We start from the raw sequence: 16,633 nt of genomic DNA on the forward strand, positions 1-16,633 counted from the left end.
ATGTTTGTACCGTATTAAAAATATCTTTACAGATAATTTTGCTACCTGATAAACTACAGTGATTTACTTCCTTGTTATCATTAGAAACAATCAGAACAAAACAATGGTATTTCTGTTTTTTCAAATCAAAGAAAAGAATTAAAGATTAATTTATGACAATTGATAATCTACTAGTACAAGACTCATCGGTGCATGGTTTAGGCTTATTTTCTGCTGTGAATCATAAAGAAGGACAAGTAATCACTATTATTAGCGGAGAGCTAATTAATGGTGATGAGTGTGAAAGAAGAGAGGAAGAAGGAAATGTTTACATCTTTTATAAAGATGAAGATGAATACATTGATGCCTCAAAGCATTCACAACTAAGATATTTAAATCATTCGTGTGATTATAATTGTGATATTGATGAAGACGAAAATGGCAATTTAATACTATTTGCTACTACAGATATACACTCCGGGGACGAATTAACTATCGATTATGGATACGAAGAAATTTATGACTATTGTTCTTGTAACGAATGCGGCAATAAGTCAGATTTGGTTACAATAGATATTAGTTAAGTTAAAATTTGAGTGTGCAAGGCTATTTCTTCTAAAACAGAAGAAACTTGTAGACATTTGCTCATAGATCCAGAAAAAACAATTGCTTTACCTTTAACATGAACTTCAAAAGCAAAACCACGGGCTTGTTCAAAACTGCATTTTGTTGCTATGATCAATTGAGAAATAACTTCTTCAAATGTATGCCAATCATCGTTAAATAAAAGTACTCTCGAAGAAAGATCAACATGCGAAGTTTCTTCAGTAGTTATTTCAATCTGTTTGGTTTCATCTGGTTTTAATTCCATAGTTAAAAAATACTTATTTGATTTTTTTTATAAAAGCTTGAAATAAAATATAGATTACATCACAAGAAAGTCCTAATAAAAATAATAAACGCATCTTATAATTGATTTTAGAGGACCGTCTCTTTATATTTTTGTATTAAAAACTAAGAACTTTACGGAGGTTAAATGAAAATAGCAGTATGTGTTAGTCATGTACCAGACACTGCTACACGAATAAAAATCGGAGCGGATAGAAAAGCTATTGATGCTACCGGTGTTACCTATATCATCAATCCTTATGATGAATTTGCAGTTGAAGAGGCACTTAAAACTAAAGAAAAATTGGCGGCGATTCTATAGTTTATGCAATCAGCGTTGGTGGTGATGCTAATAAAGATTCAATCCGCAAAGCACTTGCAATGGGTGTTGATGAAGGCGTTTTATTAAAAGATGATTCACAAAAAGATTCTTTTGGAATTGCACACGCACTCGCAAATGAGATTAAATCACTTGGATGTGAAATTGCGTTTTTGGAAAACAATCAGTTGACTTTGATAATTCGATAACCGGGCAGGTAACAGCAGAATTACTGGGTTACAATTGTGTTCCTGTTGTTGTTGATTTTAAATTAGATGGTTCCAAAATTACTGCCGAACGAGAAATTGAAGGTGGAAGAGAAGTTGTGGAAACAGAATTGCCTGCAATTATCACCACGCAAAAAGGATTAAATGAACCAAGATATGCTTCGTTAAAAGGAATTATGGCTTCAAAGAAAAAAACTATCGCAGAAAAACCTGCGGCACAATCTCCAAACTATTCACAAATTCTTGATATGAATCTACCTGCTTCAAAACAGCCGGGTAGAATTTTGGGAACTGATAGCAGCGCAGTGGCAGAGTTAGTTAAATTATTAAGAGAAGAAGCAAAGGTTATATAGGTAAAATTATGGCAAATAAAATTTTAGCAATCCTAGAGCAAAGAGAAGGTTTTTTAAAAAAAATTTCTTTTGAAGCAGCAAGTGTCGCATCAAAAATGGCTAAAGAATTGAATCTGGAAGTTGAAGCGGTTGCTGTTGGGAATGAAATAAATAATCTTAATGAGATATTTAAATATGGAATCTCAAAAGTAGTTCTTCTAAAAAATTCTGAGTTTAGAAATTATACTTCAAGCGGATACACAGAAGCAATCAGCAACTACGCAAAAGAAGTTGGCGCAGTTTGTTTGATAGTTGGAAATACTGCACTTGGGAATGACCTTGCACCAAGATTGGCTGTTAAACTCAATTCAGGATGTATAGTTGATTGTGTTTCTCTTGATGTAGAATCCGGAGAGATTATTGCAACTCGTCCAATTTATGCTGGAAAAGCTTTTTCAAAAGTAAAATTGTCGTCTGATGTAAAAGTATTTACTCTCAGACCAAATGTATTTAAAACTGAAGTATCTGAAGATGTAAATGCAGCTATCGAAACAAAAGAGATTAGTTCTCCAAACCTTAAATCTAAAGTTGTTTCATTTAAAAAATCCGAAGGCAAATTAGATGTTGCCGAAGCTGATATAATTGTTTCAGGCGGAAGAGGAATGAAGGGACCAGAGAATTTTAATCTTATCGAATCACTAGCAGATTCACTAGGTGCTGCAGTTGGTGCTTCTCGTGCGGTTGTAGATGCAGGTTGGCGACCTCACAGAGAACAAGTTGGTCAGACAGGAAAAACTGTCTCCCCTTCTCTTTATTTCGCTTGTGGAATTTCAGGAGCAATCCAGCATCTTGCCGGAATGTCAACGTCAAAATATATTGTGGCAATCAATAAGGATAAAGACGCTCCAATTTTTAGTGTTGCAGATTATGGCATTGCAGGTGATGTTTTCGAAATTTTACCAGTTCTTACTGAAGAGATAAAAAAAATTCGTTCATAATTTTTAGGCAGAGTAATTGAATAAAATTCAGTGTGAAATTTTAGGATTGTCAACCAATCCATCGACGGGTGGGGCTTATGCAATTTTATTAAAAGAAATTGAAGGCTCACGAAGATTACCAATTATCATTGGGGCATTTGAAGCACAAGCTATTGCTCTTGAGATGGAAGGAATTAAACCACCGAGACCATTAACTCACGATTTATTAAAAACTCTGGTTGATAATCTTGGAGCAAATGTCATTGAAATAGTAGTGAATGAATTAAAAGAAAATACTTTTTACGCAAAGATTGTTTTAGAGTCTTCAGGATTAACTAACGAAATTGATGCACGGCCAAGTGATGCAATCGCATTGGCTGTGCGTACTTTTGCCCCTATTTATGTAAATGAATTGGTAATGAGTTCAGCTGCATTTATCCCTTCTGATGAAAGTGATATTCCAGGTATTGTAAATAGTGATTTTGAATCTGATAAAAAGCCACTATCAAAAGAAGCACAGCTTGCCGCATTGCAAAATAAATTAAGAGAGGCTTTGGAAAGTGAAGAGTTTGAGCGAGCAGCAAAACTTAGAGACGATATTAAACGATTATCACAGAATAATTAGTTAAAAACCTGTTTGCCAATTTCACATTCCATACATTTATTTTTAATGCAGTAATTTCTAAATAGATCAATCATTCCTTGATAATAAACACTTCGGAATTTTTCATTCTTTAATCCAAGCGTATCATTAATTTTATCAACGAGATGATTACCCTCTTTTTGATAATAATTTATGTACAAATCCAAAACTTTTTGGGAATGTTCTTTACTCCCTTGTATTTCAAAATAAACCGAAAATATTGGAAGGATAATATTAATAATAATCTCATCAGCCCTACCGAGTCCGATAAAATAATTTAATTTAGTTTTTGTTTCTTTATTAAAATTGTAATGGCCCGCCCAATAACCTTCACCTTTTATAATTATTTCATTTCTAAGTTTTGTAATTAGTTTACTAACTTCGTTATGCTCTTTAAACAAATTTATCATTCGGATGACTTGTTCATGAATAATTATCTTTTCAAGAAGTCGAGCTCCAGCAGCAATTCTAATAGTTGGAAAATTTTGAGGACGCATTTTAAAAAAGTTCCAGTCGTTTTTATTAATTAAGCCGGAATCATAACTATTCTTCATAGTAGACCATAAATCAAAGCTGTTTCTTATGTATTCTGAAGTTTCTTCATTCGGAATATCAACCACATCGGGGAACAATCCGCTAACATGAAAAAGAACACTTTCAATCTTTTCTCTGGATAGATCAGTAACTGATTTAAAGAATTTAATATCAACTGCTCTGCTTAACTTTAACATAACCTCTTTGTTTTTAGAATAACCAAGTGCTTCAAACAATTGTTCATAATAAAGCTGCTGCCATAATCCTAAATGTTCAAAATCATTTTGGGTGAATTCTCGAGAAGATATTTCTTTATGAAAATCGTGATAAACTTTTGGTTCTTTAATCTGTAGTTGATCCAAAACAACTAATTCTTTAAGGCGCTCAATATTTTTTTCACACTTTTTTCTAAATCTTAGTAATCCAAGATTTTTCAAATAATTTAATTTAACCTTTCGTTCAATGGTGTGATTTAACTGAGAGCATGGCATCTTGATTTCATCATCAGATTGGATTTCTTTTAAATCCTTTTCAATATTTTGTTTTATCGAAGATGATAAATATCGCTCTAAGGAAAGTGTGGGAACTTTTCTGCCGCTTTGGGTTATAACAAATGGATATGATGAATCGTTAGAGAGAACAGTATGCAGAATTACTTTATTATATCTTTGATTTAAATTGTGTCCGTGGGCTTTCCAATCGGAGTGTAATGTGTCTATCTCAACATCGCCAGTAAAAGTTAGGTTTCCAATTTTAATTCGGGCATGCCTGTAATCCGGGCCAGCTTCATCATTATTTCTAACTCCACAATCAATTACTTCAATTAATAATCCATCGGCAGTAGTAAGGGAAGAATCAATTCGCCGTTCTTCCCATATTTTGTAAATAAGTTCTTCTGGAATTTTAGGATTGTTTTTCAATATCTACCCTGAATAGAATTTTACAATATTAAAAGTACTTTTGCTTTTACTGTTTCAAATGTATTACTTTTTTAGGCTTAACTAAAGAGAAATATTTAGTAGCAATTATATATTAAATACAGAGGGAAATAATCTAATCAGTTCTGCTTAAACTGTTAAGATAATTTATTTCATTTAGAGCAGCTTCTGCAAAATCTTCACCTGAACTTTTGTATATGATACCCCTACTAACATTTACTAAATAATTTTTTCGATTTGAGGAATTAAAAACACTATTAACCTCTCCCAAACTACCACCCTGAGCACCAACACCTGGCAACAGAACCGATAAATCTCCAAAATTATTTATGTTAGATTTTAATTCCTCAATTTTTGTAGCACCAAAAACAATTCCACAATTATTCTTTTTATTCCATTCTTTTACATTGTGTAAAACTTCTTGATACAAGAATTTTCCGTCTTTTAATTCCAATTTTTCAAAATCATTTGCACCTTGATTGGATGTTAGTACCAAAACATAATTCATTTTATCCGTAAACTCTAAAAAAGGTTGCAAAGAATCTTTCCCCATGTATGGATGCAAAGTAACCGCATCAAATCTAAAATGCTCGTAAATTGATTTAGCATACATTTCAGAAGTGTTTCCAATATCACCGCGTTTAGCATCTGCTATGGATAAAATATTATGTGGAATTAATTCTACAGTTCGTTCAAGTTCATTTATTCCATCCGAACCTGCCTGCTCGTAAAATGCAAAATTTATTTTATATGCAGCCGCATAATCTTTGGTGGCTTCAATTATAGATTTATTAAACTTAAGAACACCATCCTGGTCATCTTTAAGAAATGATGGGATTTTATTTTTATCTGTATCCAATCCAACACAAATAAATTTGCCCTCATCATTTTTTTTTATAATTTTTTCTTGTGATGTCATAATTATTTTTAAGTATAATTTTTTCTGTTTTTATGAACATTGGCAATAATACCAAGCATAAACATATTAACTAACAATGAACTTCCACCGTAACTAACAAATGGAAGTGGGATTCCGATAACTGGTAAAATCCCAACCACCATTCCAATATTAACTAAAAAATGGATAATGTAAATCGAAAGAATCCCTATTATAGTTAAGCTTAAAAACTCATCTTTAGTAGTTGAGGCAATTTTTAATATTCTTAGGAACAAATACACAAATAGAATGAGAACGATCATCGAACCAATAAATCCAAACTCTTCCCCAATTACGCAGTAAATAAAATCCGTCCATTGTTCGGGTATGTACTGTAATTGCGTTTGGTTACCGTGCAAAAAACCTTTACCGAATAATCCACCAGATCCAATTGCAACTTTAGCTTGTATTGTGTTATAACCAGCGCCAAGAGGATCAGTATTTGGATCTATAAATGATTGAATTCTCTTTTGTTGATGGGGACTTAATGCGTTATAAAGATAATCTGTAAAAAACCCAGCTCCAAGATTAAGTGCAAAAATAGATCCGCTAAAAAAAACATCTTTACGAAAAAGTATCAGCATTGCTAAAACCAAAATCAAGGCAGCAAGGAAATAATAGAATCCAAAAATTGCAGCTATAGCTACAAAACCAGGTGATAAAACAGTAAATAAACCAAAAAGACTTATGCCTTTCCAGAAGATTAATATTAATATTGTTCCTAAAAAAACAATTGCTGTACCCATATCTGGTTCCAATAAAATTAACATTACAGGGACAAATCCTATTCCGAGAGCTAACAGAATATCTTTAAATGAATCTATATCCGTATTTTTTCTACTAAGATACGCAGACAAAGCGAGCACAGTTCCAATCTTTGCAAACTCAGAAGGTTGAAATCCAAATGGGCCTAAATCTAGCCAACTTCTAGCACCAGAAACTTTTCTTCCGATAATTATCACTACAATTAGAAGCAAGAGGGAAAATAAATATGAAGGTATCGTAATCATTCTAAAGGAATTTGTAGGAAGAGAATATGTAATAAAGAAAACAAAGAAAGCTACAAAGCTAAAAACTAATTGTCTGTTAAAGTTTCCACTCATGGTGGGGTGATTAAATGTTGAACTAAATATTGCTGTTAAACCAATAACAATTAAAAGTACAGCTGGAACAAATATTCCGAAATCAAATTTATCACTAAGTTTATAATCAATCCTCAAGATTTACACCAGCAATTGTTTGATTACTTTCTTTTTGTTTAAGACTGTCTTTTTTTAGATAAGCTTCTATCATTGCCTTTGCAATTGGAGCCGCATATGTTCCTCCAAATCCAACATTTTCTATAACAACAGCAATTGCAATTTGGGGATTATCAGAAGGGGCATAACAAACAAATAATGCGTGGTCTTTGCCATGTGGATTTTGAGCGGTACCAGTTTTACCTGAAATACTTATATCTGACATTTTAATATGAGTTGCAGTTCCTGATCCATTTACAACAAGGAACATTCCTTCTTTTACAATATCAAATACTTCTTTTTTTATTCCTGTTTTGATTTCTGGAAATTTATAAGGAATAATTTGTTTTGTTTTATCATCAAGATATCCCTTTACAATATGCGGTTGATATGATGATCCGTCGTTAGCAATTAATGCAACATACTTAGCAAGCTGTAATGGAGTAACACTAACTTCGCCCTGTCCAATTCCTAAACTTGCCATTATACTTCTTGGCCACTTTTCACCATATCTTTTAATGTAGTAATCTTCGCCTGGTATAAAACCTTCAGACTCTTCACCAATATCAATTCCGGTTTCAGAATTAAACCCAAATTTTAGAGCATATTCTTTCCACTTATCCAAACCAATTTTATAGATAAGATGATAGAAAAAACTATTACAGGATTTTTCTATGGCATGTACAACATTTACTGATCCGTGATTACCATGACATTTAAAAAATCTGCCAAATGTAAATCCACCACCGCAGTTAATGGTTGTATTCTCATCAATTATGCCTAAGTCTAACGCAGCTATAGCTGCTAGCATTTTAAATGTTGATCCAGGTGGTTTTAAAGACATTGTTGCTCGATTAAAAGAGGGTTTATCCGGATTATTATAAAGTTGCTGCAAAAATTCTCTCGAAGTAACATAAGAAAATTGATTTAGATCATAATCCGGAGCGCTAACTAATGCAAGTATCTCACCGGTTTTTGGTTCGATGGCAACAATGGCTCCGCGCTTGCCAATCATTTGTTCTTCAGCAACTTTTTGAACATCCGCATCGTAAGATAAAACAAGATCTTTTCCCTTAATGGAATTTTTATCTTCGTTTCCATCCTTGTACTTGCCGATTTCTTTCCGTTTAGAATTTACCAGTACATAGTTAAAACCTTTAACACCACGCAGATCTTTTTCGTATTGTTTTTCAATACCATTGTGCCCAACATAATCACCTGGGATGTAATAATCTTTTTCTTTATCCAACTGATTTGGTGAAATTTCTTTTGTATAACCAAATGAATGCGAGCCTTTTATACCAGTTGGATAACCTCTTTGCATTTCAACAATAAAATCAACACCTGGCAAATTTTCTTGATTTTCTTCCAACCATGAAACTACTTCAAATCCAATTCCTCGTTTAATTCTAATGGGAACGTATTTAGAATATATCCGGTTCTTTTTCAAAATCGAGGCAACGAATCCTGAATCTGATCCAATTATCTTATCTATTAGAGGATTTAATTTTGAATCATAATCAGCAGGAGTTATTCGCAGAGTATAGGCAGGAATATTATCAACTATAACTTTTAAATTTCGATCATAAAAAACTCCACGAAAAGGAGTTTGCTCAACTGCTTTAATACTATTGTCGGCAGATTTTTCTTCATAAGATTCTTGGTTAAGTATCTGCATTTGAAATAGTCTAAATGAAAGTATTCCGAATAAAATTACCACAAACGCATAAATAAACGTTCTTCGGCTTATTGAAGCGAAATTGACCGACTTCAAAACAACCTCTTCTTAGGATAAAATATCATTCCCATCAATGCGATTGCTGATGTGTAGATAGCTGGCAGTAAAGCATACTTGAAGAAAATCATAAATATATTTGATGTAAAATTTAATGAGGCAAAGAATGCACTGATTGTGGAATCAATAAAAGACGAAAGCATTACAATTAATGCAAAGTTATATGAAATTAAATATTGATCTTGTTTGTTTTCAGATGAAAAATATCCTGCTGCAAAACCAGCGAAAGTTTTAGCAATCATTGCACTTCCTAATAAACTCCCTGTAATTATATCAAACAAGAAACCGTAAATAAATCCTAAAATAGATCCATAAATTTGTCCTTGCGTAATGGAATAATAAACCAGCAGAATAAGAATGAGATCCGGGATCACAGTATCAATGGCAAGCAGCGGAATTATTGTAGTTTGTATCAACAAGAAAGGAAAGAAAAGTAAAAAGGATATTATATATTGCGGTTTAATCATTATTTGTTTAACAAGTTAAATTGAAGTTCATCGATCTCTTTACTTTTAACTATACCCAGAATAAAAACATTTTCCAATTTTTGAAAATCAACAAAAGGATGAACTCTAATTTCATTGAAAATACCTTGCTCAACATTTCCAATTTCGTAAACCAATCCTACTGGTAAAGGAAATGGAATTATTGAACTGATTTCTGAAGTGACAATTCTATCCCCTTTTTTTAAATTAAAAGTTTTGGGAACGTTTACCATAACCAATCTTTCGCCATTCCATTTCATTACGGCGTTTTCTCTAGTTCGTTCACTTTTTACTGTAACTTTTAAATCGACGTTTGTTAAAGTTCTTGCAATGGAATAGTTATCCGCAATTGAGTAAACAATTCCAACTAATCCTTTATCCGTTATCACAGGCATTCCAACTTTTACTTTCTGATTTTTACCAACATTAAGTGTAATTGTGCCTTGTGATTTAGTTAATGATTTTGAAACGACAGTTGCAGAAATGAGTGGATATTTTGAAGAGTCTTTTAGAGCTAATAATCCTTTTAAATCTTCATTTACGATTGCATATTCACGCAGTTTACTCAAGTGAAGCATCATCTCAGCATTTGTTCTCCTGAGATTTTCATTTTCTATTTTAAGATTGCTGATATTAAAAATATCAGTAAAAATGGAAGTAACAGAAGCGAAGGTGCCAAATGCTAGTGAGCGAACTTTCTGAATTCCCTGTGAATTGTTTTGTGAGAGGAGAATGAGACTAACAATTAATAAAATTACAAGTACAATATATTCCTTAAAATTTTCCCATAATGAAACAAAAAATCTAATCATCAATATCTTCTATTACGAATTAATACCTTAGAATAGTGGTTAAGATTATCAATTACTTTTCCAGCACCCCTTGCAACCGCCGTTAATGGATCTTCTGCAACGTGAACAGGAAGATTAGTTTCCATTCTAATGCGTTCATCCAATCCCTTTAACAAAGCGCCGCCGCCAGTTAACATTACTCCACGATCAAGAATATCTGCAGAAAGTTCAGGTGGAGTTCTTTCCAATGTTTGTCTTACAGCATCAACAATTTGCACAACTGCTTCGTTTAAGGCTTCTCTAATTTCTACAGAACTAACTTCTGTTGTTTTAGGAATACCACCAACTAGATCTCTTCCTTTTACCTGGATTGTAATTTCTTCTTTTAATGGAACTGCTGAACCAACCTCACATTTTATTGCTTCTGCTGTTCTTTCGCCAATTAGTATGTTATGATTTTTTTTGAAGAACTGCATAATCGCGTAATTCATTTCATCGCCCGCAATACGAATTGATTCTTCATTTACAATTCCTGATAGTGCAATAACGGCTATTTCTGTTGTACCGCCACCAATATCAATTATCATATTTCCAACAGGAGCTTCAACATCAATTCCAATTCCAATTGCTGCGGCCATTGGCTCTGCAATTAAGTGAACTTCTTTTGCACCAGCATGCTCTGCGCTATCTCTCACAGCTCTTTTTTCAACTTCGGTAACGCCGCTTGGCACAGCAACAATTACTCTTCTGCTGCCCATAACTCCGTTTCCGTGTACACGTTTTATAAAAGCACGAATCATCCCCTCAGCGATTTCAAAATCAGCAATTACACCATCACGCATTGGACGAGTAACTTTTATTTCTTTATGTTCCCTTCCCTGCATTTCCTTTGCTTTATTTCCAAGCGCAATAATTCGTTTAGAATTTTTGTCAAACGCAACGATGGAAGGTTCATTCAATACTATTCCCTTTCCTTTTACATAAATAAGAGTATTAGCAGTTCCTAAGTCAATTGCAATGTCGTTGGAAAAAAAATCAAATATACCCATTGTTCCTCTTAATGTTTAAAGTGCCTTATTCCGGTAAATACCATAGAAATTTTATTTTGATTTGCGGCGTCAATTACTTCCTGATCACGTACAGAGCCGCCAGGTTGAATAACTGAAACAGCACCGCATTTAATTATCTCTAGTAATCCATCTGCAAAAGGAAAAAATGCATCTGATGCTGCTACTGATCCGTTTAATTCCAAACCATGTTCTTTTGCTTTCATTACTGCAATCTTAGCAGAATCTATCCTTGACATCTGCCCTGCACCAACGCCCAAGGTTGCTTTGTCTTTGACATAAACAATTGCATTGGATTTTGTATGCTTTGCTATTTTCCATGCAAATTTTAGATCTTCCAATTCCTGTTTTGATGGTGCTTTATCTGTAACAATTTTTAATTCGTCTTCTTTCAACGAAATCGAATCAGAATCCTGAGTCAGAATTCCACCTGGAATTGAACGATAAATTTTTCCTTCTGTTAATACAGATTTCTTTTGGATTACAAGTCTTCTATCTTTTTTCTTTTTTAAGACTTCTAATGCCCCATCGCTAAAAGATGGGGCACAAACAATCTCTAAAAAAATCTTATTTAGCTCAACAGCAGTTTCAATATCAACTTGTTTGTTAAATGCAACAATTCCGCCAAAAGAAGAAACAGGATCGCATTTTAATGCCCGAATATACGCTTCAAATGGATTCTTACCAATAGCTGCGCCAGCCGGATTATTATGTTTGATTACTGTACAACAAGTTTCTCCAAGATCCTCACAAAGTTCAACAGCGGCAACTAAATCTAAAATATTGTTATAAGAGATTTCTTTGCCGTGAAAAACTGAAAAGTAATCTTCAAAATTTCCAAAGATGCCTGCATTCTGATGTGGATTTTCTCCGTATCGTAACGATTGACTCAGCTTTTCACTAACTCGAAAATGAGTTGGAGCAATTTGAAATTTATTTTCTAAATAATTTGCGATATGTGTATCGTAATTTGCAGTATATGAATACGAAGCTACAGCTAGTTTCCTTCTTGTTTCAGCGGAAATAGTTCCTACATTTAATTCTTCAAGAAACGCATCGTACTGATCAGGATTTGTTAATATTGATACAAATTTATAATTTTTTGCCGAGGCGCGAACTAAACTTGGGCCGCCAATATCAATGTTCTCAATTATATCATCTAAAGTAGAGTTTGGATTTGAAACAGTTTTAACAAACGGATAAAGATTAACACAAACTATATCAATTGCTTCAATTAAATTATCTGCTGCTTGTTTGATATCTGAATCGTTATCACGTCTAAAAAGTATTCCGCCAAATATTTTTGGATGAAGTGTTTTAACACGACCTTCAAAAATTTCTGGAAAACCCGTGATGGAACTTATTTCAGTAACTTCAATTTTATTATCCGAAAGAACTTTTGCTGTATTGCCTGTTGCAATTATCTGATAACCATTTTTTACCAAGCCGTTTGCAAACTCTATAATCTTTGATTTATCAGAAACACTTAGTAAGGCTAATTTTTTCAATTCGTTTTCCTGCTTGATAAGAAGTTTAATCAACTTCTTAGTTTAGTATTTTAACTCTATTCGATTCAATGCTAACTCTATTTTCAGCAAATGCTTTTACAACTGTAGGTAAAATCTCATGTTCAATCTTTAAGACTCGTTCTGCAATCTCTTCCGGACTTTTCACATCAGAAATATCAACACATTTTTGAGCAATAATTTTTCCCGTATCGTAACTTGAATCAACAAAATGTACTGTTGCACCGCTAACTTTTACGGATGATTTAAAAACAGCACTATGAACATTCATTCCATACATTCCTCTCCCTCCAAAAGATGGGAGAAGCGCAGGATGAATATTTATTATTCGATTCTCAAAATTTTTAATCAACTCGGTTGGAATAAGTTTAAGATAGCCAGCAAGAACAATAAAATTAACATCAAGATTTAAAAAATCTTGAGTAATATTATTAATACTAATCTTTCCTTCTCCCGCACCAATTGTAAAATTTTTTATTCCAAATTGATTTGCAATCTCAAAAGCTTTGCAATCAGTTTTATCACTAACTACCGCCACAACTTCAATTAGTGTTTTCAAATTGGGATAATTTAAAATTGCACTTAGGTTTGAACCTCTACCTGATACAAAAACAGCGATTTTCAATGTAATTTTACCTGATTTGATAGTGAAAATTAGTTATTCAATAAAAAAGAAGCAATTAACGAAATGCCAAAATGAAATTATTTATTGCTACCAGGAGGCAATAATCTTTGTAATGTATAAATTTTATTTTCTAAAGAATTTCGAAAATCATATTCATCAAGTTCATTTATCTGCAAAAGGAATAATTTAGAATCTGTATATTTTTTTTGTTGATAACAATTCCAGGCACCCATATAATAAGCAAAAGCGTGAACCCAAATTTCATTTTCAACATCAGTTTTAATACAATCTACAGCAAAGTTTAAAGATTCCTGATATTTTTTCTGTTTATAACTTATTTGAGCCAAACAGAGTCTTGCCTGAGCTTTTAAATCGTTTGTAAGTTTATTTTCTTCAACAAAGTTTAACAAAGAATCTTTTGCAACTGCCAGTTTATTTTGTTTGATCAAATTTGAAAACTTAATTAATCGAATTTCATTTGTGCTTAACTTCCTATCCTCAAAATCATTTCCTTTACGCTCAGCATAAAGATCTTCTTCGATATCGGAATTTCCATCAGATGAAGTCTCATAAAATTTTATTGCATCTTTTCTGTTACCAGAAATTTCATAACACAATCCTAATTGCAGATTTGTAATACCTTTGTAGTCGTCGTTTATACTCAATTTTAAATAATTTTGATAATAAACTTTTGCAGAATCAAATTGGTTGCGCGAAAAAAAAACATTACCTAGAAAATAATTTGAGTTAGAAACTACAAATGGATATAAACTATCATTGGCATTAATTACAAACCTCAAATGTTTTTCTGCATTTGTCAAATCATTCAATTCATACTCAACCCATGCAAGTGAAAAATTAAACAGTAAATTTTTTGGATAGCGTCTAACGAGATTATTTAATAATTCTTTTGCAGCAGTATGGTCAACAATTACACGAGAGTAAAGTTGCGATAAATAATACTGTGCATCAATTTTAGAAAGTTTTCCCTTTTGAACTGATTTATTAACATAAGTTAATCCCAATTCTTTATCAGCAGTGATGCCAACAAGATTTGCAGCCCATTCAAGGGTAGAAGGAATTTGCGAAAGCGCAAAATTGTAAAGCCCTAATCCCAAAAAAGCATCGTATAAATCAGGTTTAATTTTTACAGCTTCTTCAAAATTTAATTTCATCTGATTACTTGTCCAAAGCGCCTGCAAATAATTTCCGTTTCTTGCTTCAGCTATGGACTTATTATAATAGATAGAACCAATCAAGTATTTAAGATCGGCAGTGGTTTTATCAGTTAGCTTTTGATTAGCTAATTCAAGTGATTTGTCAGAGAAATAAATAAACGAATCCAAATTAGTTTCATTAAGATTACCAAGATAGTACCACAAAAAAATTATTGATTTGTAATGATAACCTCTTGGATCATCTGGATTTTTTTTTATGATTGAATTGAAAGCCTCAAATCCGGCATCCCAATTAAAATTATAAATTTTATCCAATCCTACCTGAATTTGTTTATCAGTAAGCTGCTGTGAAAATAAAATTGGCGTAACTGATGCGAAAAGAACTACTATTAACAATACTTTTTTCATTTAAAATTTAAATTTCTGTATGCTTTTCTTTTTGACAAAGATAATGCAAGTGAAGCCTTAACAAATTCTCTAAACAAAGGATGTGCTTTTGTAGCTCTTGATTTTAGTTCAGGATGAAACTGACAAGCAACAAACCATTTTTTTTCAGGTAACTCAATCATTTCAACTAATTCCCTATCTGGTGATAATCCGGACAGTACCAATCCTTTTTCTGTTAGCACGCCTCGATATTTATTATTTAGCTCGTATCTGTGTCTATGTCGCTCAGAAATATAATTGTTCTGATAAGCTTTATATGCCAGTGTTTTATCTTTGATGCTGCAAGGATATGCACCAAGCCTCATCGTTGCACCCATATCTTTAATGTTTTTTTGATCTGGCATTAAATCAATAACACTGAATTTATTTTTTTTGAACTCTGAACTATGTGCATTTTTAATTCCGCAAACATTTCTTGCAAATTCAATAACAGCACACTGCATTCCCAAACAAATTCCTAAAAATGGAATATCATTCTCACGAGCGTACTGAACAGCTTTAATCTTCCCTTCAATACCGCGTTCACCAAATCCACCGGGTACAAGTATACCGCTTACGCCATCTAATAATTTCTCAACTGATTCAGTTTCAAGAGCTTCTGCACTGATAGGACGAACAACAACTTTGCATTTATTTTCCGCGCCTGCATGTATAAAAGATTCCATAATACTTTTATATGCATCCATGTGCTCAATATATTTTCCACAAACCGCTATCTCAACTTTTTCGATAGGGTTTTTTACACTTGCAACAAACTGTTCCCAATTATCTAAATTATTTTTTCTGTCAGGCAGATGTAATCTTTCTAACACAGTTTGATCAAACTTTTCTTTATGCAGAACTAAAGGGACCTCATAAATAGATGAGCAATCATAAGCTGAAATAACTGCCTTGGAAGCAACATTACAAAACAAAGCAATCTTATCGCGCAATTCTCTGCTTAATTTTTTCTCAGACCTACAAATCAACACATCAGGTTGAATTCCTAACTCAAGTAAATTTTTAACACTATGCTGCGTTGGTTTGGTTTTCACTTCGCCGGCGGAAGCAATATAAGGTACAAGCGTAACATGAATATTCATTGTGTTTGCTCTGCCGAACTGGAGCATTAATTGTCTCATGGCCTCAATAAATGGCAAACTTTCAATATCACCAACTGTTCCACCAATTTCACTGATAATAATATCATACTCACCAAGCTCACTGAGTTTTAACATCCTATTTTTAATTTCATCAGTTATATGCGGAATTACCTGGACTGTTGCACCTAAAAAATCTCCACGTCTTTCTTTGGTAATAACTTCGTTGTAAACCTGCCCTGTAGTTGTGTTGTTAGCACGAGTCATATTCACATCTAGAAAACGCTCATAATGCCCAAGATCAAGATCGGTTTCTGCTCCATCATCAGTAACATAAACCTCGCCATGTTGAAATGGACTCATAGTTCCGGGATCAACGTTTATGTACGGATCAAATTTTTGGATTGTGACTCTAAAGCCGCGTTGTTTAAGAAGTAAACCGAGAGATGAGGCAGTGATTCCCTTGCCTAAAGACGAAACTACTCCGCCTGTAACGAAGATAAACTTAACTTTTTTTCTTGGAGACATTTTATTTTTTTTGCTTAGAAATATAGACTTACCTGTTAAGATTTCCAATCTGATTTGCCGCTAAAACAGATATTATTAATATATTTTTTGTAATTACCTC

The 16,633-nt window shown here is 33.0% G+C and carries 15 protein-coding genes and 1 pseudogene; 4 read left to right on the forward strand and 12 right to left on the reverse strand.

Annotated elements, in window-relative coordinates; genetic code table 11:
- Window positions 1-152 precede the first annotated feature (152 nt).
- Entirely contained in the window at window positions 153-563 is a 411-nt protein-coding gene (locus tag IPJ23_02365) for an SET domain-containing protein-lysine N-methyltransferase (GenBank protein ID MBK7629562.1), read from the forward strand.
- Here IPJ23_02365 and IPJ23_02370 read toward each other — a convergent pair.
- Window positions 560-850, reverse strand: coding sequence for an ATP-dependent Clp protease adaptor ClpS (locus IPJ23_02370; GenBank protein ID MBK7629563.1), 291 nt, complete (start codon window positions 848-850; stop codon window positions 560-562). The two genes, IPJ23_02365 and IPJ23_02370, sit on opposite strands and share 4 nt — an antisense overlap.
- Before the next feature lie 165 nt (window positions 851-1,015).
- Here IPJ23_02370 and IPJ23_02375 point away from each other — a divergent pair.
- The 3 genes and pseudogenes from IPJ23_02375 to IPJ23_02385 all read left to right on the forward strand — a co-directional run bounded on the left by IPJ23_02375 (window position 1,016) and on the right by IPJ23_02385 (window position 3,347).
- A pseudogene (locus tag IPJ23_02375) lies at window positions 1,016-1,766 on the forward strand (electron transfer flavoprotein subunit beta/FixA family protein).
- An 8-nt stretch (window positions 1,767-1,774) separates the two neighbouring features.
- On the forward strand, window positions 1,775-2,743 hold the full coding sequence (locus IPJ23_02380) for an electron transfer flavoprotein subunit alpha/FixB family protein (GenBank protein MBK7629564.1): 969 nt from the start codon (window positions 1,775-1,777) through the stop codon (window positions 2,741-2,743).
- Window positions 2,744-2,759: 16 nt separating this feature from the next.
- Window positions 2,760-3,347: a bifunctional nuclease family protein gene (locus IPJ23_02385; GenBank protein ID MBK7629565.1), complete on the forward strand. Its 588-nt coding sequence runs from the start codon at window positions 2,760-2,762 to the stop codon at window positions 3,345-3,347.
- Here IPJ23_02385 and IPJ23_02390 read toward each other — a convergent pair.
- The 11 genes from IPJ23_02390 to IPJ23_02440 form a co-directional block, all read right to left on the reverse strand.
- The gene (locus IPJ23_02390) at window positions 3,344-4,819 is read right to left on the reverse strand and encodes a DUF2851 family protein (GenBank protein ID MBK7629566.1); all 1,476 of its coding nucleotides are present in this window, start codon (window positions 4,817-4,819) and stop codon (window positions 3,344-3,346) included. The genes IPJ23_02385 and IPJ23_02390 overlap by 4 nt on opposite strands.
- 133 nt (window positions 4,820-4,952) lie before the next feature.
- Complete coding sequence (gene pyrF, locus IPJ23_02395) at window positions 4,953-5,756, reverse strand: orotidine-5'-phosphate decarboxylase (GenBank protein ID MBK7629567.1); 804 nt, start codon at window positions 5,754-5,756, stop codon at window positions 4,953-4,955.
- Window positions 5,757-5,764: 8 nt separating this feature from the next.
- Window positions 5,765-6,994: a rod shape-determining protein RodA gene (gene rodA / locus IPJ23_02400; GenBank protein MBK7629568.1), complete on the reverse strand. Its 1,230-nt coding sequence runs from the start codon at window positions 6,992-6,994 to the stop codon at window positions 5,765-5,767.
- The gene (mrdA, locus tag IPJ23_02405; GenBank protein ID MBK7629569.1) at window positions 6,984-8,786 is read right to left on the reverse strand and encodes a penicillin-binding protein 2; all 1,803 of its coding nucleotides are present in this window, start codon (window positions 8,784-8,786) and stop codon (window positions 6,984-6,986) included. Before mrdA ends, rodA begins: the two co-directional genes overlap by 11 nt.
- A complete protein-coding gene (gene mreD, locus IPJ23_02410; GenBank protein MBK7629570.1) occupies window positions 8,783-9,274 on the reverse strand; it encodes a rod shape-determining protein MreD in 492 nt (163 codons plus the stop codon). The genes mrdA and mreD overlap by 4 nt, the downstream gene beginning before the upstream one ends.
- Complete coding sequence (mreC, locus tag IPJ23_02415) at window positions 9,274-10,104, reverse strand: rod shape-determining protein MreC (GenBank protein ID MBK7629571.1); 831 nt, start codon at window positions 10,102-10,104, stop codon at window positions 9,274-9,276. Before mreC ends, mreD begins: the two co-directional genes overlap by 1 nt.
- Complete coding sequence (locus tag IPJ23_02420) at window positions 10,104-11,132, reverse strand: rod shape-determining protein (GenBank protein MBK7629572.1); 1,029 nt, start codon at window positions 11,130-11,132, stop codon at window positions 10,104-10,106. Before IPJ23_02420 ends, mreC begins: the two co-directional genes overlap by 1 nt.
- Before the next feature lie 8 nt (window positions 11,133-11,140).
- Window positions 11,141-12,658 (reverse strand): bifunctional phosphoribosylaminoimidazolecarboxamide formyltransferase/IMP cyclohydrolase, encoded by a 1,518-nt coding sequence (gene purH / locus IPJ23_02425; GenBank protein MBK7629573.1) that lies wholly within the window; start codon window positions 12,656-12,658, stop codon window positions 11,141-11,143.
- A gap of 37 nt (window positions 12,659-12,695) precedes the next feature.
- On the reverse strand, window positions 12,696-13,301 hold the full coding sequence (locus IPJ23_02430; GenBank protein ID MBK7629574.1) for a phosphoribosylglycinamide formyltransferase: 606 nt from the start codon (window positions 13,299-13,301) through the stop codon (window positions 12,696-12,698).
- 77 nt (window positions 13,302-13,378) lie between these two features.
- A complete protein-coding gene (locus IPJ23_02435; GenBank protein MBK7629575.1) occupies window positions 13,379-14,887 on the reverse strand; it encodes a DUF3808 domain-containing protein in 1,509 nt (502 codons plus the stop codon).
- Entirely contained in the window at window positions 14,884-16,533 is a 1,650-nt protein-coding gene (locus IPJ23_02440; protein MBK7629576.1) for a CTP synthase, read from the reverse strand. Before IPJ23_02440 ends, IPJ23_02435 begins: the two co-directional genes overlap by 4 nt.
- Window positions 16,534-16,633: the final 100 nt, after the last annotated feature.

The sequence above is a fragment of the Ignavibacteriales bacterium genome (assembly GCA_016709765.1).
Classification (GTDB): domain Bacteria; phylum Bacteroidota; class Ignavibacteria; order Ignavibacteriales; family Ignavibacteriaceae; genus IGN3.

Bases quoted from the DNA above. Each gene is read 5' to 3' on its own strand.
- IPJ23_02365 (MBK7629562.1), top strand. From the start codon at position 153: ATGACAATTGATAATCTACTAGTACAAGACTCATCGGTGCATGGTTTA.
- mreD (MBK7629570.1), bottom strand. From the start codon at position 9,274: ATGATTAAACCGCAATATATAATATCCTTTTTACTTTTCTTTCCTTTC.
- IPJ23_02440 (MBK7629576.1), bottom strand. From the start codon at position 16,533: ATGTCTCCAAGAAAAAAAGTTAAGTTTATCTTCGTTACAGGCGGAGTA.
- mreC (MBK7629571.1), bottom strand. From the start codon at position 10,104: ATGATTAGATTTTTTGTTTCATTATGGGAAAATTTTAAGGAATATATT.
- pyrF (MBK7629567.1), bottom strand. From the start codon at position 5,756: ATGACATCACAAGAAAAAATTATAAAAAAAAATGATGAGGGCAAATTT.
- IPJ23_02380 (MBK7629564.1), top strand. From the start codon at position 1,775: ATGGCAAATAAAATTTTAGCAATCCTAGAGCAAAGAGAAGGTTTTTTA.
- IPJ23_02435 (MBK7629575.1), bottom strand. From the start codon at position 14,887: ATGAAAAAAGTATTGTTAATAGTAGTTCTTTTCGCATCAGTTACGCCA.
- IPJ23_02370 (MBK7629563.1), bottom strand. From the start codon at position 850: ATGGAATTAAAACCAGATGAAACCAAACAGATTGAAATAACTACTGAA.
- IPJ23_02420 (MBK7629572.1), bottom strand. From the start codon at position 11,132: ATGGGTATATTTGATTTTTTTTCCAACGACATTGCAATTGACTTAGGA.